The following is a 22656-nucleotide window of genomic DNA, read 5'->3' on the forward strand; positions in this document are numbered from 1 at the left end:
TTAACTGGGTGTCCACCAAAATGTAGCAAGTTCAACAAAGAAATTCACTTTACAATAGGAGATAACAACTCATATCGTATTGAACTAGATATTTGTAATTATTTCGGTATTGCATGTTTCAATGATAAAGATAGGTCTGAGAAACTAGTTAAGATTTTTGATAAAGCTTTTGAGCAAAGTATAGAACATGCGGGATAGTTTTATAAATTATTCTTATTAATTTGTCACTTAACAATAGGCTTTGGATCTTTTAAACTATTCATCATTATTTGAACTATATATCGTTTTTTCTTTTGCATATATAGGTTCTGAAACCTTCTCTTCTATTGTCAATAAAAAAATTTTTAGATCATCAGAAAAACTGGAATTAAAACTCCAAAAAATTAATGCTTCGCTAAACGCCTGTGAAAATTTATTGACAAGATTTACTGTCAATAAAGAAAAGGTTGACGGCAAAGCACAATTCCAGTCAAAATATTTTAAAATAACACAAGAGAAGTTTGATACCTATAAAAAGTTGAACAAAAACTTTTCGGAAGATAAAAAAGAAAAGAAATCTAAAATTGGATTATGGCGTGATGAAAAAGGATTTGCTCATATCTCATTATTTTCTGCTTTATACTGTTTTTTCATTTTATATATAGCAGGTTCTTTAGATGGATTTGAACATAAGAGTGTATTCATTACGACCTTATTTGTTTTAAGCTTTATCCATATTGGCCTATCAGCTATTTTTGCTGCTAAAGACCTATTTAAAAAACCTTCAGATATAAAATTTACAAACTGGCATGTTATAATTATCTGGGGGATAATGCTATTGTTAATATTCATCTATTACAATATCCCCCACGAATTCCATATAAAATACTATCTTAACACTCCTGCATTTTGGTGGTTAAATATAATTGCTATCTTAACTCCACTTAGCCACTACTTTTTTTATTTCATCCGTTTCTTCAGAGTGCATCACTTAGCAAAGTTAGAAATAGAAGAACTTAGGGATAATTATGAAAGCGACATTGAAGAACTATCAGAGAACCTCAGAATTAATGTAAACGATGTAGATCAAATAATTAATGATATGGAGTCCTAAAAATGGGGAAGCCTATAATGGGACTACAGCTGAATCTTGGGGTAAGGATCGACAAGATGCAGCCCAAAAAGCCCATCAAAAGTTAAGAGAAAAAAGGGCCTCTAAATAAGGGAAAACAGTAAGAATTCTTAAGCATCGGAAGTTTAAAAAAAATCTGATTTCTAGAAAAAATCAGATATCAATTAAATTAAAACCTTAAAACATAAAAACCCTTCTGCCTAAGCAAGAGGGCATTTCATATCTTGCCAGTTATACCAGAAAACTTTTTAACCCTTTCTCGCCTATCATAAAAACCGCACTGATCAAGATGGGAGACCGTCGGTTTTCAAAGACGAGCAAAAAAGTTACTTAATAGTAAGACCTCTACAAACTTCAAATCTTGTCAAATACTTATCCACTTGGAGGATATGGATCACCATTGTAGGTTCTCTCTTCTTCAAATGATCCATCTTTTTTGTGTATCTTCACAGAAGATGGTCTATTGTTTTTTGCAATAGCAATAGTCTTATCTCTTACTTCAGCTTTTGTGCTTCCAGTTACGGACGCCCGGCTTGCCCCAACCTTTTTCCCCTCCCAACCAGAACTGGTTGGTTTTACATGATAGTAAGTCCTACTAGCCATAATTTTCTTCTTTATAATTTAAAAGTTCATTTACTTAGTAAGACCCCTGGGAAAGCCAAACCTTACAGATTAATGTGATATCAACTCTGTTTAAACAACTAATCCAATATAGCTCTGGTAAAACACTACATGTTGGACTTAAACTACACACTATATACATTACTCTACTTTTTTAAACGCCTTAGAATCAAAATTTAAAACCCGATTTTTTGTATATTGCCATAAATTCCGATAACAGACTACAACCTATGAAAAACGAGATGGATATAGACCCGGAAATTGAAAAAGCGTGGGCCGAAGAAGCCGAGCGACGGTTGACGGAATTAGAAGAGGGGAAAGTGGAACCGATTCCCGGTGAGCAAGTTATGGATGGACTTAAAAATATTACAGGAGAATGAATTATACCTTTCACCCCAAAGCAAAGGAAGGAGTTCGAGATCACGCCCCTCATCCCTTGCCTGTCACTCCTCGTTTTGTTTTCTCAGCGCTAAATAGTAAAGTGCAATCGCATTCACACTGGCCGGTGCCCCGGTTAAGCACAATGTCGTTATAGAGCTAACTAAAATAAGTTCCTTTTAAATGGATATTTCTAATTTCTCCCCGATATATAACCATGAAAATGGATTTAAAAAATTAGATAAGGATTTAAAATATATTGCAGTTACATTTCTATCAGTATTATTGCTCGTTGACTCTACTACCATTATGTCAACTGACTATATTGATCACCTTGAAATGGGTTTGACTCCACCTGATGAAAGCCAATATAGTATAATGCCAAGAATACAGCAGTTCATTAATGAGTATCTAAAAACTTACGATAACGAACTTGTTGATTTCATCAAGAAGATTTCATTTATGAATATCCATTAGCTCGATAACCCGGTATTAAGCGGGCAGGCCTCGCCAGTTCCTTGCTCCCCTCCCATTTTATAGTTACTCTTTCATTTGTAAACAATTTCAACACATTGGTACCTGCAGCTTATCCGCCAGATCATTAGGGGTATTAATCTAGAACTAAATTTTCATTCAGAGATGACTTCACTTAAAGATTTATTTGATAGCAGTTATCTGGTTTACAAACTCATTAATCATAGTAAAGAAGAAATCTATTATGGCATTACAAATGATTTTGATAGCCGTATCGATAAACATAAAAATAATGACGTTGTGGCCACAAAAAGATGGGTTTTTGGCAAAGATGATATAGATAAAAAAATTATAGATACAGATTTAACAAAGCCTAAAGCCTCAGACAAAGCACATGAACATTCAAATGGAAACCTCAGTGATTTATTAAAATATAGCAGCTATGAAGTTATTAAAACTGGCGGTTGGTAAATTAACTTTACGAAAATATGTTTTGTGATTTAATATTCACATTTCCAGACAGAGAAAATCGGGCAATTGCAATTGTTAAGGAGAACCATTCAAATGATTTAATCGCGATTCATGGCCAAGAAGAAGTTGGAAGGTTTCAATTTGCTCCACCACCTCCTGATGATGGTTACGGGTTAGATTTTGAATTAGCAGATATGGGTGTTAATCAGGAGTATCAGAGAGCGGGAATTGCGACTAAACTCATGCAAGCTGCAGTTCAATATTATCATGACTTTAAGTTACCAGCAAGACACCATGGCCCAACCGATGGTAGACCTGAAAATTATCTAACTCCAGAGGGCATTGATCTAGTAAATCACTGTTTTGAAAACGATATTTTACCGGACCGGTTTGAAGATTATATGCCTAGAACAGGTTATATCTAAAATAGCCCTAACAAACATTAAGGGAATGCACTTCGCCATCATCTACCGCTTTCTGGCTTTTTAGCTTCTCGTTCATTATTTAACAGATCAATACTTGTACGTGCGCACTATATGCGCTGGGTCGTTATACGGCTAAAAAAGCTTCCAATTTAGGATATAGAAACTATGATTCAAGAATTTAAAAAATTTGAATTTTCACGAGAACGTGGAATTGTTTGGGTATGTGATATTGCTAATTCTTCCAAATATCTCAATAGTAACGATTCAGCAACTTCATTAGAGGAATTTTTACCACGCTTAAATTGGGTTGGTGCAATTGTAGTAGAAGCAGCTGGAGGGAGATTTATAAAGTGGACGGGAGATGGTTTTTTAGCGTGGTTTAAAAGTCCTCTGCATCGTGAAATTAATGAAATCATAAGCAATATTTTCGAAGCCGTTTGGCAACTTACCGTCTTAATAAATGTTACTCAACTAGGGGTGAATTCTGGTGAAATGTTTAAAGTACGCCATGGTGTGACTTATGAGAGAGATGCACTTGTCACTAAAATAAAACATTCTGAAGATTACAGTTCGCTTGACCTGACAGGAAGAGCGGTAATTTTGGCATTTAGGCTTTCAGGGGTTGATTCAAAGTTTCCTAATGTAATCACTGAACGGGAATTAGTTGAAGCATATCATCAAACAAATAGACAAATTATTAACTTTAAAAAGCTGGAAGTATCTGAAGACAAAAAATCAAAATATTTTAAAAATGAAGAGTTCGGATTAGATAAGCTGTATACATCTACTAGAAAAGCAGACAATGTCGAGACAATTGAAAATGTAGTTAACAAAGGCAAAAAAGCTTTGAATCAAGCAGAGAACCCTAGCCACAGTAAATTTTATAATCAATTTGTAGAAAATTTATCAGCTGGACCAAGTTGGTGTACTAGTGTATTAGATGAATATACACGTTTTGTTGAGCAAGATTTAAAAGGTACACTTGAAGAGGTCGTAGAAATGTTAGAAAAGAAGATAGATTAAGTTGGTCGTATAACCTGCCCGTTAAGGCGGAAGTGCCTCCCCCTATCCTGCCCGTTTTGTTTTCTCAGCACAAATAGTAAACTACAATCGCATCACACCAATTCGTGTGCTGGTTATACGCAATGTCGTTAGGGGGCATCAGTTCAATCAACTTAAACCATGCAAGAAGCCATAGACTGTTTAGTAAATATTTTTCCCAATAATGCTTGTCAACTTCTTTAAATATTTAAATCATGCCTTCAGGGTATAAATTAGGAAAATACTGTCCCACCACCTTTTCAGGAATATTAAATCGAAGAGGGCTTCTGTGACTTTTAGATACAACAAGTTCTTCATCTAAAAGCTGACTTATTAGTTTTCGTGCTGTCCTTTCCCCAAGTCCTGTAATATGTTTTGCATCACCCCGAGAAACCTCCCCACGAAGCATAACTTCTCTCAACACATATTTCGCCTCTTCGCGAAGTTCCTCTTCATCTGGAAGCATATTTTGGGAGCGCTGATTTACATATCCGTTGATTCGATTTTGAAGGTTATCCAAATCTAATAATTCTCCCATAAATTTCACCTGATCTAAACAAATCTCTAAAAAAAACTCACAGAATCTTCGTAACCCTTCATCAGACAAATTTCCTCGCCCATCGTAATCACCTTGCCTAGATGAATCAGCAACAGCCAAAAACTGCTGATAATCTTCTTTCCTCCTAGCCAATCCGCGCGAAATAGTCCAAAGTCCATGTGATTCTATATTAGCTCTTTTCATATAGGCATGACTGAATAACCTAGCTACTCTCCCATTACCATCTAAAAAAGGATGAATCCATGCCAAACGATGATGACTTGCTGCAACAGCAATTAATTTCTTTGAGCCATGTAAACCATCGGGGTCATATGCAGAATTGAATCTATTTAAAAAATCTTTCAATGATTCTGATTTAGGCGGGGTATGGCGTCCTATACTTACTAACCGATCCCTTAATTGGCCTGGTTCCATTACTAATACATCGTCAGAATTAGGAGCTTTAATTTCTCGAAATCTTTCTGGCACTCTATCATAAAAAGTTTTATGAGCCCAGCAAATAAACTCCTTACTACAAATTTTTAATTCTTTTTCTTCTGTTAGTCTCTTCTCAATATCTTTCTGCACTTCAATATGGGCTTCGCTCAACTTCTGTAAAGCACGACTTTCGGGATCTGTATCATAATCTTTTCTAACAGCTCTCTCAATATCCTTTGGATGAGTATGGTGCCCCTCAATAAGGTTAGAATAGTAACTATTTATATGACGGAGCAACCCGGCAATACTTTGTCGTGTAATTTTGTGTAATGATCTTCTTAGTGCAGCAGCTTCACTATGTACTTCCATAGCCAAGTCAACCAGAGGACCATTTCGCTTTGGAAACATTGGCTCCATTTCCCGTGGATTCTCAAACATATATCAGTTAATTTTCCGGTTTATTTTCCGGTTTATTATTTCCTGTAACTACATGTTATATATAAAATTATATAATTAATAACTAATAATATATATGGTATAATTGCCGGTTAAATTACCGGTTAAATTACCGAATCAGAAACCATCTACCTAAAATTTAATTTAGTAATGCCTGCTATTACTATGTAATAGCAGGCATTACTAAAGCAAAAAAATATTGAATCTATGGCTTATAGTGTTGGACTTATTACGTAGTAATAAGTCCAACACCTCCTCCCCCTCTAATAATATTGCTTATAAAAAGAACAATAGATAGAGCAAACTCCTAATAAACTATTTGATCAAATGCATAAAGTTCTAAACAAAACGTAAATTATTCGTCCAAGAGCTTGATAAGGCTCGTAATATACTATCAATATCAAGAAAAAAGGAACCAATGGATATCCGGCACCAAACCGAACATTTATATGATAACTCAATGACTACAATTCTTATTTAAAATCATAGTCTAAGGTTGGATATTTTTCTCCCACCTCTCCGAGGTGCTGGATTGCTTTATTCCAACACCCTCTAACATATTTTTCTTCAAGTTTCTGATAAATTCGTCTCATAACTCTTGTACCCTCAACGTCATTCCCCAAAGGAACATAAGCTTTCTTCTTCTCATTATAAGTGAATGTACCGTTAAACTTCCAAAAAGTAACTGTTTCATACGGATCCTGTGGTTCCTTTAGCTGAAAGAGCGTTATCCTGCCATCCTCATTTGGAAACCGCCAATATCTCCGTATTGAGTACTTCACAAGTGCTCTTGGATCAGGTAGTTCGTTTATACAATTATCCAATTTTTTACATCGTTCAAATAACTTTGGACTATTTTCAATCACGAACATCAGCAAATGACCAAAAACTAACGGTTCAATATCTTCATAAATCCATTCTGTTGCCTTGTTCATAATACTACGTAGTCAACTTTTTTGTTGTTTATATTTATTTAGTATATCAGTAAGCTTCTCTGACTCCATCCTCTTTAGATGTTCATTTATAGTGATTTCAATAAACTCGCGCTGGCTGATACGTTTCCACCAGGCAAGTGCTTTAATAAGCTCTACATATTCTTCATCTAACCTGACTGAAAATGGATACTGTGTCCCACCTGTAGTGTCTTTATTTCCAGTACTTTCTGTCGTGTCTGTACTTCCTTTGGAATTGTTGAAGTTATCCTTCGCTTCTTTTAAGTGATGTTCAAAATCGTAGTCTGCATCAGCCATAGTAATCAGCCACCTCCGTAGCCAGGTTTTGATAATCAATCGCCCCATAACATTTTGGGTCGTACTCAAAGATCGTCTGTCCTTTTGAGGTGCAATTGCTAAGATTGGCGTTTGTTCGAATAACGGTTTTATAGACTTTATCTGGAAACGCTTTGTTAATTGACCGTCGGATTTCCTTATGCTGCTTTTTTCGTGCATCAAAATTTGCAAGAAGATATCCCGAAAGGCTCAAGTCAGGGTTAAGGCGCTTTTGCACTAATCCTGCTATTTTGGAAATTCGCTTTAAGCCCTCTAGGGCGAAGTATTCCGGTTTAATCACAACGAGCATATCCGTAAGCTACCGCAAACGCATTCAACGTCAGAAAACCCAGATTTGGCGGACAATCAATAATGATAAAATCATACTGCCCCCTAATCTGGCTGACTTTCTCATTGAGAATGTTTTCTTTAGCCGGAATGCCCGATAATTTTTGCTCAGCATATGACAGCGGTTCACCGGCGGGAAGAACGTCCAGCCCCCCGAATCCATTGCGAGATATAAGCACTTCAGAAATTTCCAGATCTGACTCATAGTAAAGATTATCTAACGTCTTGCTCAAGCGTTTGCGATCAATCCCCAAGTGAGAGGTCGCGTTGGCTTGAGGATCTGAGTCGATCAGCAGCACTGATTTTCCCAGCCGTTGCAATCCAGCAGCAAGGTTTACGGCGGTGGTGGTTTTGGCTACCCCACCTTTTTGGTTCGTTATTGCTATACAGTTCATAAAACACAATTTATATTGAAAGTATTATTATGCACTACAGTTTTACTTGTAGTGCTTGAATCCGATTTATCCTAAATAGTAGCGGATATAATTCCAGTAGGTAGCACAAATGAGTACGGCAGTGAATCCGCCAATTAATGAAGCTACCAAACAAGCACCGTAGAACTTCCAACTTCGACCGCGTTTGTATCGGTTAATTTCTAATAGCGTCTTACGTTTAATGCTTCTTAAGTTCTGTGCAACTTCATCTACTTCTTCATTCGATTGATGAATTTTTTTGAGGACACTAGAGAGTTCTACAGATTGCTCTTTTCTTAATGAGTTTTGTCTTTTAGCCCATTCCTGCAATAGTTTCGAAACATCTCGGACCATTTGCTGGCGGAACTCCTCATGGTTTTTCTTTTTCTGTTCACGAAGTCGCTGTTTCATATTTTTACCCATATTATCTACCTCTTCCTCGTTCTATGGTTTGCTGTTGTTTAATTTGATTGATGATTGTTTTTCCCATCATGTTAACCGCCTTGAAGGCTGGATTGATAGGGGTACTAACACTTAATAAGCTGTTTAGGGTGTTGTGAACTTTTTTAGCCGTACCCAATGCCTTTAAAGATTTCTGTAATCCTTTTTTAAGTATTGAGGCTTTTTTGGATTTTCCTTTCCGGAAAGCTTTCTCAAACTGGACAAAATCCTTTTGGATACTGGATAGCTGCTTTCCTCGCTGGAACTCTTCCAATGATTTAAAAGGCCCAAGTCGCTTCTCAAGTCGACCCATACTAAAATCTCGGTGTACTTTAGATAGATTAGCATACTCATAACCGTCTGTAAGCTTCCCACCGGTTCCTCGGCTACCCCGTTCAATGGTAAGTCCTTGCTCTGCCAACCGGTGATGTAATTCTTGCCAGCTATTCGATTCTCTAAAAACTTGTTCGGCGTTTTCTCGGATAAGCATATACAGTGGCATTTCCCCTTGTTTAACTTGGGCTGCTTCCAACCTATTTAAGGATTGTCCATATTCTGGCTTTTGCTGGCCTTCCAGCTGGTGGTGATGTCCTGGTACCTCTTTCCATTCATAGGATCGTTCAAGGGAGCGTAGGCTCTTCTCCAGCTTTTTATAATCCATCCACCTGTCCCAAGCTGTTCCTTTCACGGGGTGTACGCGATTTACCATAACGTGGAGATGCTTATAGTCATGATCATTGTGAGCAACGATTAATGCTTGATGATCAGCAAGTCCCAAATCCTCAAGCGTTTTGGTGGCCGCTTCTACCATGTGCTCTCGGGTAGGATTGTCAGACTCATCCCATGAGATAGAGTAGTGGTAAATAGGTTCATCAGTTTTGCTCCGCTTAGCTACTTTACCCATCTGATCCTGAACAAACTCCGGATCATCATCAGCGAGGTTTCTCACCTCTTTCCATGCCACCCGGTCGGGATCATTTTCGAGATACGCACTCGTCTTTTGAATACTGGTTGAGGATCCAACTTTCGCTATCATATTTCTTGGGCTTTTTCTTTCAGAAAATCACTTATTTCTATGAGTTCTGCCATTGATGGTAGCTTTCCTTCCTGGTTGGCCACTTTGGCTAGTTGATTAATATTGACTCCGATCTTATTTATTTCGTGGCGAATCCTATGAAGTTCAACCGGCTGTTCTTCTATCTCATAATCAAGAAGAACAGCACGAGCAAAAGAGGAAAAGCTCATGCCGATGGTGTCAGCCATATCAACAAGCTCTAGCTTTTCGTCTTTAGTCACATAAATCTTCATCTGCTGATCAACTTTATCGTCATCTCCGTTATCTTGCATGATGATTATGGTTGTTGGTTAAGGTTTTCATTTAGAGCATCTTTGATGCGAAAAATCACGCTGGTTTGGCCGAATCCACTTAGGATTTAGGCCCAAAACCAATTGCTTGCCCCGCTCTTTCCGGAGCTTATAAACCTTTATTCAATACTTTTCCTATACCTTCCCTTAATCCTTCTATTAGCAGGGTCTGAAAACGAGCTAGCAAGCAGTCAAGAATTTTTTCTGTCATTATATCCAGTACATAATAGGTTGAAATAATTCTTGACTACTTGCGCTGTTTTCATTGTTTCCCATAGAAGGTTAAGGGGAAATATGAGTTATCCACATTCTCCCCTGTCCCAACTAAAGGCCGAGCTTTGTGTAAAGGAAAGGGATACAGGTTGATGGACAGTTAATTCGTAAAATTTCAATAAACATGGACAGCTAATTCGTACTTTTAAAAAAAACATGGACAGTTAATTCGTAGATAATTTCTGTATCAATAGTTAATTGTTGATAACTTTTTTACGGGTGTTGGAGATTTTTTAAGAACTAATCTTCCTCGCTTAAAGACATAATTTAGCTCTGGATAAACTTCCTTTTGGATAAGTCTTATGTACTCCCTTGCTCGTTTTCCAAAGTCAACGTGATTAGAGAAATTGGATCCAAATTGTTTATTCAAATCCTCCCAAGAAATGAGGGTGTCTTTCTTTAGATAAGACATTCGATGACTAAGGTATAAGTAGAGATCTATTGCAAATACTTTTGGTCTCAACTTTTGAATATGCAATTCCTTGACTGGGAAAGAATGGTTTTTAATCTCGTAGAAAAAGCGTTCATGAAGTCTTACTTGAACATTTTTCACCTTCTCATCCTCTTCATCATATGAAACATCCCAGAACGTTATCTCATCAATTGGCCCTACATTAACTTTCATCTTATTCGTTTCTGGCTTCTCAGTATCTTCAAAAATTAAATACGATATCCGACAATTGATTAATCTCTTAATCTGATTATTTAATTGAGTTAATGAACCACTATCTCCACCCGAAACCTCATAACCTATCTTTTTCAAAAACTTTGATATGGTTTTTGATAAATTGACCTCTCTATTTCCTGTAAGTTTAGCTTTGGTAGTAATCATTAGTATTAACCACCTAGGTAGCATACCAAATGGTAAACCCAATGATTTTATTTCATCATTGACAGGATCGAACTCATACCCAGCTTCTAAAAGAAGTACCTTATTACCATTAAATGCTCTATAAACATTTTTCCTTTGATCTGATAAGGGAAAAGGATGCTGAGCAAACATTCTAGGCACATAAAGAGTACCATAGCCAGTAGATCTATATTCATTGTTTAACTCTTCCTCTAAATCTTCTTCGCTTTTCTTTTCACTCATATCCAATCTACTGATCTGAGGTTTTAGATTGGATTTCATTATCTCGCAAGAACTCTTCAATACCTTCTGTAGGGTATACAATCTTACGACCGTGTTGTGAGAAAGGAATAAGTCTTTTATCACGAAGTTTTTTCTGAGTCCGGTATGACCAACCGGTAAGCTCATTGAGCTCTTTAGTAGTCAAATATTCGCTTCTCTTGGACTTTCGTATTATAGTAGGGAGTTTCTCATCTAGGATCTCAGCAACCGCTTCTGCGACTGCTTCCTTTAATTGTTCTTCTGTTTGTATATAGGCTTGCATAATTGGTTCAGAATTAGTTTCCGGTTTTGATTCCGAACCAACATCAGCTTTTAGGTAGGCATAGTCATTTCACAGATATGATAAATAAGCGAAAAATTATGAAAAAATTATTTTTCACTTTCATACTTGTTATAAATGCGACTAATTGATGACTTACTAGGTGTTTCATCATCGGTCAAAGATCCAAACTTCTTTTGAAACTCATCCAAAATATCCCGTTTTTTTTGATTGTCGCTTTTATTACTATCGTTTTTTAGCAATACCTTCCAAGATTTATATAACCAAGCTTTTATATATTCTGACCAAATTTCTCTCTCATCTGTTCCATCTGCCTCAATTGGGTAATATCCCTTTTTTAATCCTTCAGTTAATTCCTCTTTTGTAAGTTCAAAAGGAGTATATTTTTTTTGTTCAGTAGAACCTTTAGTCAACTCTTTTTTTTCTAAAGTATCTCCAGCACTATTAGTTTGTAAAACAAAATAGAAGACAAAGAGAGTTATTTTTTCAAATCTCTTATAAAATTCTATGTAAATACTGCCAATTATTAGAAGAGCAAAAGAAGTGATTTTTTTTGCAATATTAACTTTTTGATTAGATAACCTAAAATTGGTGATTGGGAGAAAGAAAACTCTCTTAAGTAAGAGAAACCTATCTCTTTTGAAATAATCTTGATGGTAAAGATCTTTGCCATTAAGAAGATAAGATTCTATTCGATTATATACACCAACACTTAATTCCTTGTTGTAACTTTTAAAATATCTGTTATTAATAGTTACTGGTGTAGGTAAGTCTTTATGAAAATTATTTTTCTCAATAAATTTTTTTATCTCATCTTGTTTAAAAGAAGTTGAAAAGTGAGCTACTAATCTAACCAGAAAAATAGGTGTAAATATTAGTGTAGTAGTTAGTATAAATGTACCAATAATTATACTAGATGATTTACCAAATAAGGGGAGAAAAAATGTAGCATTTTTTACTACCCCAATTGAGGAAACAATTAATAGTAATAATAGAGCTATTGCTGTGTAAAAGGCTTGTTTCCTTGTCGGTTTAAAGTATTCCCAAGCATCGTTTCTATTTTCCAATAAATACCTTAAGTCATCTAATAATTTTTTTGTCTGATAAAAATGATTAGTTATAAATTGATTGTTATTATTCTGACCCATGGCTAATTAAATAATTCTTCCATTTCAGTATCCAACATCTCTTCATCAAAAGAATTAAGATACTGCTCTGTTGTTTTAAGGTTACTGTGAGCGAGAGCTTTAGAAATGCTATATAGACTCATTCCCTTCTTCCGAGCAAAATTGGCAAAAGAGTGACGAGCAATATGTGTCGTCACGTTCTCTTCAATCTCTGCCAGTTCTGCAATCTCTTTTAAATCCCGATTTATCATAGCTGTTTTACTCTGCTTGTCCCGATCAAAAACGATGGGATCTCCTAATCTTTTTGACGTATCTAAAATTGGAAATAAATATTCTTCTGGTTCCTTATCTCTAAAATCATAGGCTTCCAGTATTTCAATCGCCTGGGGTAATTGCTTGATGTTCTTCCACTTCGGCGTTGAATTCGTTCTCGTCTTATTCATCAAATATTTTAATCGAATTTCTTTCTGAGAGATATAAACATCCTTTCGTTTAAGTTTCATCAGGTCCCCGATCCGAATCCCGGCATTATAGAAACTGAACAAGAAGTAGTTTCGTGAATGCCAAAGGGAAGATCTAGGTTTAAGATCTAGCTCTTCCATGGCTTTAATTTGTTCTAACGATAGTGCTGTTTTGCTTGGCTTCTGCCGTTTCGGGAGCTCAAAATCATCGATGGGGTTACCTTTAATCAGATTATCTTTTTTCGCCTCCTCAAATAAGCGATTTAAGCGCTCTAAATCCTTACGGATTGTATTTGGAGCGTTATCACATTCCGTTTTCATATAGCTTTCAAGTCCTTTTAAAAACTTGTTGTCTATTTCATGTAGCAATAATGAATCATTACTATGGAATGCTTTTATTTTATTTACAATCACATTGGTTTGCTTGGCCAACCTAACAGAACCACTTTCTTGTAATCGCTGAATATACTCCTCCCCGTAGTTAAAGAAATCTTTAGCATCATATCCCTTGAGTACATTTATAATATACTTGGCAGTTACATTGCCTTCCGATCGTAATTCAAGCTTCGTATTTTGGGCTTTTGTAAATACCCGTTCAATTTCATGATTCAACACTTTATGTGAATCATGGCTGCGCCTTACTCGTTGCTTCTCTTCATTCCAGTACTTTTCTTGTACAGAAATTCCCAAACTTAAATACCTGGACTTACGATTATGAGTAACACGTACATAGATAGGAGCCTCCCCTCTTGCATTTGCTCGTTCAGTCCTCAAAATGAAATTTATGGTTGCCATATTGTTTTACCTATTAGATTGCCTGGTCAATCAATGGTAAAACAAATCCTGTTATTAATCCAGTGAAACACTAGACTTAATAAAAAAATATTGACTTAAATTGTTATAAAGGCATAATAACAGATAAAAGATATACATAGCCACATATATTCGAGTCTGGCCTCGGGTACTCGTAAAGCCTTGTTGCTCAATATCTTACAGAGTGACAAGGCTTTTTTATTTTCTTATAAATAAGAAATATTCCCCTCGCTGTTATTATTCTGGTACAAGGATGGTACAAGTAATTATCTCAGGCATGCATTAAGCCCTGTAAGTTATTGACTGGCAGGGCTTTATTATTTTAGATATTGCAATACAACTTACTTCAAGAGATTAATGACTTACTAACTAAATCAAGTATAAAAGGAGTGTAAGCTTCCCCATTTTTCGGACCATTCTAAAGTAGAGGATTTTGGTTAAGGTAGTAGTTCTACCGGTGTTCTATACCCCAGCGATTTGTGGAGCCGGTTGTGGTTATAATCGTATTTCCATTGGGGAACTTTTTTCCTCACTTCGCCCAGTGTTTTAAATATATAAGCGTTTAGTAGCTCCGTCCGGATGCTACCGTTAAGCCTTTCGATGTAGGCCTTTAGCGTCGGTGAACCTGCTGGCATCCAAACCCCTTAAATCCTTTAAACTCCTGGTTCTCTGACAAGAAGAAAATAAAATCGGTTTCCATTATTTTTTAATACCTTGTTACACCACTACACCACTGTATTCTGATCTAGATCTTAGTAGATCAGAATTACCCCCCCCTTCCGTATCACTAAAACCCGAAAGATTAAATTAAACATTTGTTAAATCTCGAAAGTTTAATAAATTATCTTAAAAAGGTAGCTTAAATGGCGAATTTTTTAGATGACATGCCAGAAGTATTCGTATCCCATACGGATATTTCTTCCCAAGTATCGCAGGCTGTATCACGTGGTGAGCTTAAAAAACTTGGATCCCGTCTATATACAAAAAACCTGACGGACGATCCTGAGCTTATTGTCAAACGGCACTGGGTCGATCTGCTGTCCGAATACTACCCCGATGCACTAATTGCCGATCGAACGGCATTGGAAAACAAACCGGCGGAGGATGGATCAGTATTTATTGTTTCATCCAAAAAGCGAATTACGGAAATTCCAGGCTTGATTATCAATCCGCGTAAAGGTCATGATCCCTTGGAAAGCGACCGTCCTTTTATCAATGGCCTCTATATTAGCTCCGAGCCTAGAGCTTATCTTGAAAACATGCGTCCTTCTCGAGCCCGCAAAGGATCCGTTCCAAGAACCCTTCGGCAAGAAGAGATGGAAGAGCGCCTGGACAAACTCTTTCGGCTTCGCGGGATCGACCATGTCAATAATATTCGAGACCGTGCCCGGGAACTTGCCCAACAGCTGGATATGCAAGAAGAATATGAAAAACTTGACGATCTCATTGGCAGCTTGCAGGGTACTCGAAATGCTGACATCAAATCCGATGTTGGTAAAGCTCGGAAATCTCAAAAACCGTATGATCCCAACCGTGTAGACCTATTCCTCAAACTTTTTGAAGACCTATCGGATTTTACTCCTCAAACTCGTTCAGCAACCAATCTTTCACAGGACGAAAGAGTAAACCTCTCCTTCTTCGAAGCCTATTTTTCCAATTTTATTGAAGGAACGGAATTTGAAGTAGATGAGGCTGCGGATATCGTTTTTAACAATGCGATACCAGCTGAACGTCCAGAAGGTGCGCATGATGTAATGGGAACCTTTCGAATTGTTTCCAACTATTCAGAAATGGCAAAAACACCTGACGTATTTGAGGAATTCATTGCCATATTAAAAAGTCGACACTCCACCGTAATGGCATTAAGAAAAGACAAACAACCGGGTGAATTTAAGACCAAACTGAATGTGGCCGGTAGCACCCAGTTTGTGAAACCCGAGCTTGTCATGGCTACCTTGGAACGAGGATTCGAAATTTATCGCGGCTTGGAATATCCGTTTCAGAAAGCGGTATTTATGATGTTCCTGGTTAGTGAAGTACATCCTTTCACTGACGGTAATGGTCGGATAGCTCGCATCATGATGAATGCCGAGCTCGTTGCGGCTGATCAACAAAAAATAATTATCCCTACTGTTTACCGAAATAACTACCTGGCTGCATTAAAGGCCTTGACTCACAACCGGCAAGCAGATCCGTTAATTCGTACACTCGATTTTGGCCAAAAGTATGCCCAATCAATCAATTGGAAAAGTTACGAAGAGGCTCGAACTCTGATAGAAACTACCAATGCCTTTATGGATCCGGCCGAAGCTGATCAGGAGGGTATTCGGTTGCGCTTGCCCTCTTAGGCAAGAATAAATATCACTTTCCCCAATTTAAATCCCGGAAATTAAAATTAATAGAACATTAAACCCCGAAAATTTAAATTTATTCACTTGCATCAACTCTTAAACCCCGAATCTTACACTTAAGAGATAATAGAAAAAACATCTAACCATAATTTTCGCAAACCCATAATAGGGTAATCACAGAAGAGAGGGCTTTGCAAAACCTTTGATTTCGTCATTCTGAGCTTGTCGGAGAATCTCCAGTATCCATCTGCTGCCGTTGAAAGGGAGATCCTTCATTACATTCAGGATCTCGGTTTTAAGGTTAATAACTGTATATGAGATGCTGAAACAAGTTCAGCATGACAAGATGTGACTAGTTTTGCAAAGCCCCCTATTAGTAATAAGTTTCTCTCTAAATGGATGTAACGACCCTCAAGATGCTAATGAAGAAAACTTTACAAAAGCTATAAATAAATATTTACAAAGTGATCCAGTTACTATTCCTGTAACATCTTTGGGCTTAAAGGGAGATTTTCCCCAGTTTATAGCGTACAAAAGTTCAGGTTATCAGAGACATTCAAATCAAATATCTAAACTTAAAGAAGCAGGTATTATCCAAACCAAAGAAACTGTGACTGAAAAAAGGATTATGTTTGGGAGAACTAAAGAAATGTCAGGCTTAAAGCTTGAATTAACCCCTAAGGGAGAAAAGGTTTTTAACTTAAAGAGCGGAGGATTTTTAACCAGATCCTATTTTAAAATTGCTGATTTGGAAGTTGGTGAGGTACTCAATTTTACAATGCCTGAGGAAAGTCCGGTGGGTCCTAAATCTGTTACGGTGAAGTTTAAACCGAAGTTAAAAAATGTAGAACCCTGGGCTCATGAAATTCAAAGCCTCGATAGATATGAAAATGATAGAAAAGTAAGCCTTATTCTTACTAAAAAAGGTTGGGGCCACCACAGCCAGCTCTGATAGTGATAGACTGCGAATAAATTCAAAAGCAGATTTCAAGAAAAGATTTCCAAAATCTAATTCAGGTGAGAAATGAGTCTAAGGCAGTCACATTTAACTGCTGGTACTCGTAAAGCCCTGTTACTCTGTAAATAAATGAGTAACAGGGCTTTTTTATTTTGATACTGATACGTACCATACCGTTCGGTATACCGATAAATAAGCTTCTTTCTTTTATGGCCGACCGTATTCACAACCTTAGCGAGTTTATTCAGCAGGATAAAGCCCAAGACCACTTTCAACAGGTAGAACAAGTCTTCAAGAAACGGAAATATGCAGCCGGAGATATGCTTATCTGTAACAGGGAGGTCTGCACTGAACTATTCTACCTGGAAGAAGGCTTAGTCCGCTGCAGTAACTTTGAGGATAACCGTACGCTTTGGTTCGAAATTGCCAATAACTTCTTCACTGTGCCTGACAGCTTTATGCATCAGTCCCCCTCCCATCAAGAAATAACCTGTCTGGAAGACAGTACCATCTATACCCTTAAGCGCGAAAAGTTGCAACAACTGTGCAATAGTGATAACAATTGGGCCAACTGGTGGATTGAAGTACTGGAAAGAGAGTATTTAAAGCTGGAGTATATCTACCAGACCCTCATCTACAAAAGCGCCTCTGAGCGGTACCACGAATTGATCAGCGCTATTCCCAATATCGAAAACCGGATACCTCTTAAGTATATCTCCTCCTTTCTGGGAATCTCGCAGGTCTCACTCAGCCGAATACGTGCCGGCAAGCAGTAGTTTTTAACAAATGTTAAGGAAGTTGTTTGGAGAATGCTTCACCTTTGCGGTGAATTAACACTGAACAAACTTCCCATGACTGATACCACGATTGCAATCCCTAAAATACTCCATGAATTCCACGGAAAAACGGCTACCCCTTGGAATATTACTGCCACCTATCTTGCCGGAACCATAGCAGCAGCCACCACCTTTTGGGTTATTCCCCCGGAACTTTCATTCTGGCCACAGCTGCTGCTTTTACTGTTAGCGCTGGATATCGGGGGCGGCGTGGTCGCCAATTTTAGTCGCGGCACAACCCGGTATCATGCAAAGCGTCCTACACTTCGACTGTTTTTCATTGCCCCGCTTCACCTTCTTCACCCGGCTATTCTCATTTATCTCTTCCCGAATCACATACTTTTTGTTGGGTGTAATACCACTTTCATCATACTCGCTGCTTACTTGGTCAACTACCTCAAACGATATGAGACACAAAGGACCACTGCCGCTATCCTACTGTTATCAGCAATTGCCCTTAACTTCTTATTCTCAGAAGCCCTTCTATTGCTTTCATTCTTGATGATACTGTTTGCCATCAAACTGATACTGGCGTATGGGGTTCGTTGGAAATCAAAATAATATTCAATTAACCAGAGACTCATCCCACGTGCAAAACATAGATATATTAATAGTAGGAGCCGGTGTAGCGGGGCTGACCTGTGCCGGACTGTTAGCCAAACACGGATTACATCCTCAAATCATTGAACGGGATACTGAAGAACATTTCAATACCACGGGCTACATGCTTGGGCTATATCCCCTGGGCGGACGTGTGCTTAACACTCTTGATGCCCGGGACCAATATCACGATAACAGTATACAGATGGAGACCTATGAAGCACATCATGCTGATGGGCGGCTCATTAGATCCTATCCCCTGACCTTTATCAACAAAAAGTATGGCTCGTATCGCAGTATTACTCGTCAAAAGCTGATTGATATTTTACTGGATAACGTGCCCCCTGAAACGATCCATTTTGATACCACCATTACAAACTTGGTGCAAGATAATGGCAAAGTCACAGTTACCTTTTCTGATAACCACCGCAAACAGTCCGATCTTGTTATTATAGCAGACGGACTTCATTCTAAAAGTCGAACTCACCTGTTAGATGAACGTGAATACAGCTACTTCCATACCGGCTGGGGCGGCTGGGTAGGCTGGCTAAATGAAGCACCTATAACTGCATACAAAGAATACTGGGGACCAGGATCATTCCTTGGCATCTATCCCGTACAAAATAAAATTGGTGTCTTCTTGGGCGGTCCCCTAGAGGAACTCAAAGAAAAAGGAGTGCAAAATTTTGCTGACGAAGTATATCAAACTATCTCTTCCGATTTTGATCTGCCGAATCACGCATTACAAGCCGTTCGTAGCACTCCCGATCCCTTCTTTTGGGATTTCCATGACTGCCAAACCGATACCTGGCACAAAAGAAACGTAGTACTTTTAGGTGATGCTGCCACGGGATTCTTACCAACAGCAGGCGTCGGAGCCTCTATGGCGATGGACTCTGCCGCTGCTCTGGCCGATGAACTTTCCCGCGTCGATAAGCACCATATTCCATATGGACTCAATCTTTTTACCCAACGGCAAAAAAAGCGGGTAGAAGCAGCACAAGCCGATTCGCGCAAGCTGGCAAAAATGATGTTTATTAAATCATCATTGCTTTCGAAAGTCAGAAACAACCTGCTCCCCCTGTACAGTATGCAGCAAATTCTTTCTGATTTAAGTAAAGTGATGGAGGGTAAATCCTAACAGAACTTCTCATCAACTATTGGATCTTGTAGTTCCACTTTCAAATAACAACTACACCTCTTACATTATGTACAAACATACATATACTATTGATTATGGAAGACCTGACCCCCAAACAGCAGCAGTTTTACCAAAGCCTGGTATCTTTTTTCCAGAAGCACTTGCGCTTGCCCAGTCACCGCGAGGCTGCTGAGCTCAATGGCTTTAAGTCGGCCAACAGCTCGGTACAGTACCATCAGGCGCTGGTTGACAAAGGCTATCTCAAGAAAGACGGTTCCGAAAATTATACCTTTACCTCTCCCCTCGATGTTTGGCCGGGCAATACCCCATCCTCTTCGTCCATTCCTGTGCTGGGAGAAATTACCGCCGGGGCCATGCAAGAAGCTATTGAATCGGATATGGGAGAGCTTACCTTTGAATATCTCTTTCCCAATACGGATAACATCTTTGCCCTGCGCGTAAAAGGAATGAGCATGAAAAACCTGGATATTACGGATGGAGACTTTGTACTGCTTTCCAAAACGGAGATCCGTGATGGAGATGTGGGAGCCGTACTGTATAACGATGAGACTACCCTCAAACGCATCTACAAAGAAAATGATAGCCTACGACTGGAGCCCGCCAATCCTGAATTTGAAGATATTATTATCGAACCGGAAGAAGCGGAAGAGGTGCGTATTCTCGGCAAGTATGTGGGGCATATGAATGAGCAGGGGATTTTCAAATCGCCGTATTAAAGACAAGCAGGATACAAGTTTCAGGAGACAAGATGCAGGATAATTAGGAATTGGTGTGATGAGTGAGGTTGGATATTGGAGGTTAGAAGCTGGACAGTTGGAAGTTGGAGGCTACGTTGGATGCGGGAGGCTCTCGGTCGGCGGTTGTCCGTCATCTAATACTTTACACTTAAAACTTGATCAACTGACAAACTGTGAACTGTAAACTGATCACTGAAGTAGCATGCCGGCTTCCTCATATACCAGATACCACCCTACCTTACGCGTATCAAAAACGATATCCAAGTACCGGTCGTCGTGGGTCTGCAGGGTAATATGAATCTGCTTGTGGCCATGTCCGGTGGGTTCTTCATGGCATTTTCGCACCTTTTGTACTTTATGTACCTGTCCATTTCGACGTAATATCTTTACCGGCTGCAATCGCCGGGTAATATCCCGCTCCTTATCCGCAAAGGATGCCACCGTTGTTATTACGATCAGTGGTTCCGGCTCGGTCTGTTTGTTATTACGGTCCCCCATTGCTCACACCTTTCATTCTATTTGCCAATTTTATATTATGTACATACGTACATATAAGTTACATCATTGATCGACTCATTGTCAACATGGATCTACAAAATAATACACCGCCTCAGCTGCCCGATCCCGGGCAATACCAGCTGAGTAAAAATGTACACAATATTACGCGCTACCAGACCGTAGCCGCTGACATGCAGCATCCCGGGAATAAGCCGCGGCTCTATGTACATATCGACATGAATGCCTTTTATGCCCAGGTTGAGCAGCTCTGCTACAATCTCTACGGTATGCCGGTAGCCGTAGGCGGGTGGCGCAAAGAGGACGGCACTGTTAAAGGTATTGTAGCAACCAGTTCATATGAAGCGCGTGCCTTGGGCATAAAAACGGCGATGAGCGCACTACAAGCCTATAAGCTCTGTCCCTATATCATTTTTAAGCAAGTAGATTATGAGAAATACCGCGCCTATAGCAAGCGTATTAAGAATGTGCTGGATACGTTTTCGCCGGATGTTGAAGCCTACAGCATGGATGAGTTTTTTATGGATATTACCTGGAAGAAAGACGATTCTCGCGAGGAACTTGTAGAGTTTGGCTGGAATATCAAGGAAGCAATTCTGGAAGAGACGCAACTCTACTGTAGCGTAGGTATTTCTACTTCCAAAACCTATTCCAAACTGACTTCCGATATAGAAAAACCGAACGGGCTCACCGTCATTACTCAGCAAGATGATATCGAAAAACGGATCTGGCCTATGCCGCTGGACGAGGTTTGGGGTATCGGTCGGCGGCGATATGAGAAGTTAAAATCACGGGGCGTATCAACTATTGGTTGTGCTGTTGAACAAGGATATCCCCTGTTCCAGAAACTATTCGGACAGTATTTTGGCAAAATGCTTTGGCGAACGGCAGCCGGCAAAGACCGTGCAATCGTCAGTGACGATAGCGAATACGTGCCCGAGCGGGTCTCCTACGGGCATACTTTTTCGACCTGGACCAATGACCCGTGGCAAGTGGCTGCGGAGTTTGCCAAAGCAACCAAACAGGTCTGCTATCGGCTGCGCGGTTATGGCAAAAAGTCGGATAAATTCTTTGGCAACGTTCGTTTTCAGGGTCCTCAAAAAGACGGGTTTTCTTTTACCTTTCGTGCGCCGGGTTTAACTAACCTGGATGGCTATGTGCTCCAAAATTGTCTGCAGAAAGTAATGCCGATGCTTTTTTATTGTAAAAAACAGGGCAAAAAATTTCGGGCTATTATGTTGGGTACAACGGAATTAAATATGACGACACAGATGGAACTATTCTTCCAGGAAAACCCGCGCCTGCAGCGATTACATCAAGCGATGGACTACCTTAATAATCGCTTTGGACTGGATACAATTGATCACGGCATTAGCCAGTACGATGTGAAAGGGCATACTCATTTTAAAGAGCGATCGATTTAGAAAACATATTATACCTCTGGCGTATCCCATCTTCAGTTAAAATAATCCATAAATATTACAACCTTCGATATTTAAAACTATTTACATCTTTTCAGTTAAGATTTGCTGTATCCCACCGATAACGATAAAGTACAAAGTATAGCTGGCCATTATCCATCAAATAATTATTCACAACTATTATTTCCCAGAGCGAGAAAG

Annotated in this window: 28 protein-coding genes and 1 pseudogene; 14 read left to right on the forward strand and 15 right to left on the reverse strand. The window is 38.7% G+C overall.

What is annotated here, in order from left to right; genetic code table 11:
* Both G3569_RS18330 and G3569_RS04265 read left to right on the forward strand, forming a co-directional pair.
* Positions 1-198, forward strand: a pseudogene (locus G3569_RS18330) (hypothetical protein); the annotation flags it as partial.
* Between the two features lie 43 nt (positions 199-241).
* Positions 242-1093, forward strand: coding sequence for a hypothetical protein (locus tag G3569_RS04265; protein ID WP_165266431.1), 852 nt, complete (start codon positions 242-244; stop codon positions 1091-1093).
* 390 nt (positions 1094-1483) lie between these two features.
* Here G3569_RS04265 and G3569_RS04270 read toward each other — a convergent pair whose 3' ends face one another.
* A complete protein-coding gene (locus G3569_RS04270) occupies positions 1484-1714 on the reverse strand; it encodes a DUF2188 domain-containing protein (RefSeq protein ID WP_165266433.1) in 231 nt (76 codons plus the stop codon).
* Positions 1715-1962: 248 nt separating this feature from the next.
* Between G3569_RS04270 and G3569_RS04275 the strand changes: the two genes are divergently transcribed.
* The 5 genes from G3569_RS04275 to G3569_RS04295 all read left to right on the forward strand — a co-directional run bounded on the left by G3569_RS04275 (position 1963) and on the right by G3569_RS04295 (position 4503).
* Positions 1963-2112: an addiction module protein gene (locus G3569_RS04275; protein WP_165266435.1), complete on the forward strand. Its 150-nt coding sequence runs from the start codon at positions 1963-1965 to the stop codon at positions 2110-2112.
* A gap of 181 nt (positions 2113-2293) precedes the next feature.
* Positions 2294-2587: a hypothetical protein gene (locus G3569_RS04280; RefSeq protein ID WP_165266437.1), complete on the forward strand. Its 294-nt coding sequence runs from the start codon at positions 2294-2296 to the stop codon at positions 2585-2587.
* 162 nt (positions 2588-2749) lie between these two features.
* Positions 2750-3055 (forward strand): GIY-YIG nuclease family protein, encoded by a 306-nt coding sequence (locus G3569_RS04285; protein ID WP_165266439.1) that lies wholly within the window; start codon positions 2750-2752, stop codon positions 3053-3055.
* 17 nt (positions 3056-3072) lie between these two features.
* On the forward strand, positions 3073-3480 hold the full coding sequence (locus tag G3569_RS04290) for a GNAT family N-acetyltransferase (RefSeq protein WP_165266441.1): 408 nt from the start codon (positions 3073-3075) through the stop codon (positions 3478-3480).
* 165 nt (positions 3481-3645) lie between these two features.
* Entirely contained in the window at positions 3646-4503 is an 858-nt protein-coding gene (locus G3569_RS04295; RefSeq protein ID WP_165266443.1) for an adenylate/guanylate cyclase domain-containing protein, read from the forward strand.
* Between the two features lie 226 nt (positions 4504-4729).
* Here G3569_RS04295 and G3569_RS04300 read toward each other — a convergent pair whose 3' ends face one another.
* The 13 genes from G3569_RS04300 to G3569_RS04355 all read right to left on the reverse strand — a co-directional run bounded on the left by G3569_RS04300 (position 4730) and on the right by G3569_RS04355 (position 14509).
* Positions 4730-5905 carry a Fic family protein gene (locus G3569_RS04300; protein ID WP_205720028.1) on the reverse strand — a complete coding sequence of 392 codons (1176 nt, stop codon included), beginning with the start codon at positions 5903-5905 and terminating at the stop codon, positions 4730-4732.
* A gap of 521 nt (positions 5906-6426) precedes the next feature.
* Entirely contained in the window at positions 6427-6888 is a 462-nt protein-coding gene (locus G3569_RS04305) for a hypothetical protein (RefSeq protein WP_165266446.1), read from the reverse strand.
* Between the two features lie 12 nt (positions 6889-6900).
* Complete coding sequence (locus G3569_RS04310) at positions 6901-7203, reverse strand: ribbon-helix-helix domain-containing protein (protein ID WP_205720029.1); 303 nt, start codon at positions 7201-7203, stop codon at positions 6901-6903.
* Positions 7196-7531, reverse strand: coding sequence for a ParA family protein (locus tag G3569_RS18335; protein ID WP_205720030.1), 336 nt, complete (start codon positions 7529-7531; stop codon positions 7196-7198). The genes G3569_RS04310 and G3569_RS18335 overlap by 8 nt, the downstream gene beginning before the upstream one ends.
* A complete protein-coding gene (locus tag G3569_RS04315) occupies positions 7515-7964 on the reverse strand; it encodes a ParA family protein (RefSeq protein WP_165266450.1) in 450 nt (149 codons plus the stop codon). The genes G3569_RS18335 and G3569_RS04315 overlap by 17 nt, the downstream gene beginning before the upstream one ends.
* A gap of 66 nt (positions 7965-8030) precedes the next feature.
* Positions 8031-8405, reverse strand: a complete 375-nt coding sequence (locus G3569_RS04320) for a hypothetical protein (protein WP_205720031.1) — start codon at positions 8403-8405, stop codon at positions 8031-8033.
* A gap of 1 nt (position 8406) precedes the next feature.
* A complete protein-coding gene (locus G3569_RS04325; protein ID WP_165266454.1) occupies positions 8407-9459 on the reverse strand; it encodes a relaxase/mobilization nuclease domain-containing protein in 1053 nt (350 codons plus the stop codon).
* A complete protein-coding gene (locus G3569_RS04330; RefSeq protein WP_165266456.1) occupies positions 9456-9770 on the reverse strand; it encodes a plasmid mobilization protein in 315 nt (104 codons plus the stop codon). The genes G3569_RS04325 and G3569_RS04330 overlap by 4 nt, the downstream gene beginning before the upstream one ends.
* A gap of 478 nt (positions 9771-10248) precedes the next feature.
* Entirely contained in the window at positions 10249-11154 is a 906-nt protein-coding gene (locus G3569_RS04335) for a replication protein RepA (RefSeq protein ID WP_165266458.1), read from the reverse strand.
* A 7-nt stretch (positions 11155-11161) separates the two neighbouring features.
* The gene (locus tag G3569_RS04340; protein ID WP_165266460.1) at positions 11162-11455 is read right to left on the reverse strand and encodes a helix-turn-helix domain-containing protein; all 294 of its coding nucleotides are present in this window, start codon (positions 11453-11455) and stop codon (positions 11162-11164) included.
* Between the two features lie 107 nt (positions 11456-11562).
* Entirely contained in the window at positions 11563-12621 is a 1059-nt protein-coding gene (locus G3569_RS04345; protein WP_165266462.1) for a hypothetical protein, read from the reverse strand.
* 2 nt (positions 12622-12623) lie between these two features.
* Positions 12624-13856: a site-specific integrase gene (locus G3569_RS04350; RefSeq protein WP_165266463.1), complete on the reverse strand. Its 1233-nt coding sequence runs from the start codon at positions 13854-13856 to the stop codon at positions 12624-12626.
* Between the two features lie 455 nt (positions 13857-14311).
* Complete coding sequence (locus G3569_RS04355; protein WP_165266465.1) at positions 14312-14509, reverse strand: integrase core domain-containing protein; 198 nt, start codon at positions 14507-14509, stop codon at positions 14312-14314.
* Between the two features lie 228 nt (positions 14510-14737).
* Here G3569_RS04355 and G3569_RS04360 point away from each other — a divergent pair, with 228 nt between their 5' ends.
* The 6 genes from G3569_RS04360 (at position 14738) to lexA (ending at position 20497) form a co-directional block, all read left to right on the forward strand.
* Positions 14738-16222 (forward strand): Fic family protein, encoded by a 1485-nt coding sequence (locus tag G3569_RS04360; RefSeq protein ID WP_165266467.1) that lies wholly within the window; start codon positions 14738-14740, stop codon positions 16220-16222.
* Positions 16223-16583: 361 nt separating this feature from the next.
* Positions 16584-17177, forward strand: coding sequence for a hypothetical protein (locus G3569_RS04365; RefSeq protein WP_165266469.1), 594 nt, complete (start codon positions 16584-16586; stop codon positions 17175-17177).
* A 215-nt stretch (positions 17178-17392) separates the two neighbouring features.
* A complete protein-coding gene (locus tag G3569_RS04370) occupies positions 17393-17959 on the forward strand; it encodes a Crp/Fnr family transcriptional regulator (RefSeq protein WP_165266471.1) in 567 nt (188 codons plus the stop codon).
* A gap of 75 nt (positions 17960-18034) precedes the next feature.
* A complete protein-coding gene (locus G3569_RS04375; protein WP_165266473.1) occupies positions 18035-18580 on the forward strand; it encodes a hypothetical protein in 546 nt (181 codons plus the stop codon).
* Positions 18581-18608: 28 nt separating this feature from the next.
* Positions 18609-19760 (forward strand): FAD-dependent oxidoreductase, encoded by a 1152-nt coding sequence (locus G3569_RS04380; protein ID WP_165266475.1) that lies wholly within the window; start codon positions 18609-18611, stop codon positions 19758-19760.
* A 95-nt stretch (positions 19761-19855) separates the two neighbouring features.
* Complete coding sequence (lexA, locus tag G3569_RS04385) at positions 19856-20497, forward strand: transcriptional repressor LexA (RefSeq protein ID WP_165266477.1); 642 nt, start codon at positions 19856-19858, stop codon at positions 20495-20497.
* Between the two features lie 210 nt (positions 20498-20707).
* Here the strand turns inward: lexA and G3569_RS04390 are convergent, their stop codons facing one another.
* Positions 20708-21016 (reverse strand): hypothetical protein, encoded by a 309-nt coding sequence (locus G3569_RS04390; RefSeq protein WP_165266479.1) that lies wholly within the window; start codon positions 21014-21016, stop codon positions 20708-20710.
* Positions 21017-21102: 86 nt separating this feature from the next.
* Here G3569_RS04390 and G3569_RS04395 point away from each other — a divergent pair, with 86 nt between their 5' ends.
* Positions 21103-22458: a Y-family DNA polymerase gene (locus G3569_RS04395; protein WP_165266481.1), complete on the forward strand. Its 1356-nt coding sequence runs from the start codon at positions 21103-21105 to the stop codon at positions 22456-22458.
* The last annotated feature ends 198 nt before the right edge of the window (positions 22459-22656 follow it).

The organism is Fodinibius halophilus (assembly GCF_011059105.1).
Taxonomy (GTDB): domain Bacteria; phylum Bacteroidota; class Rhodothermia; order Balneolales; family Balneolaceae; genus Fodinibius; species Fodinibius halophilus.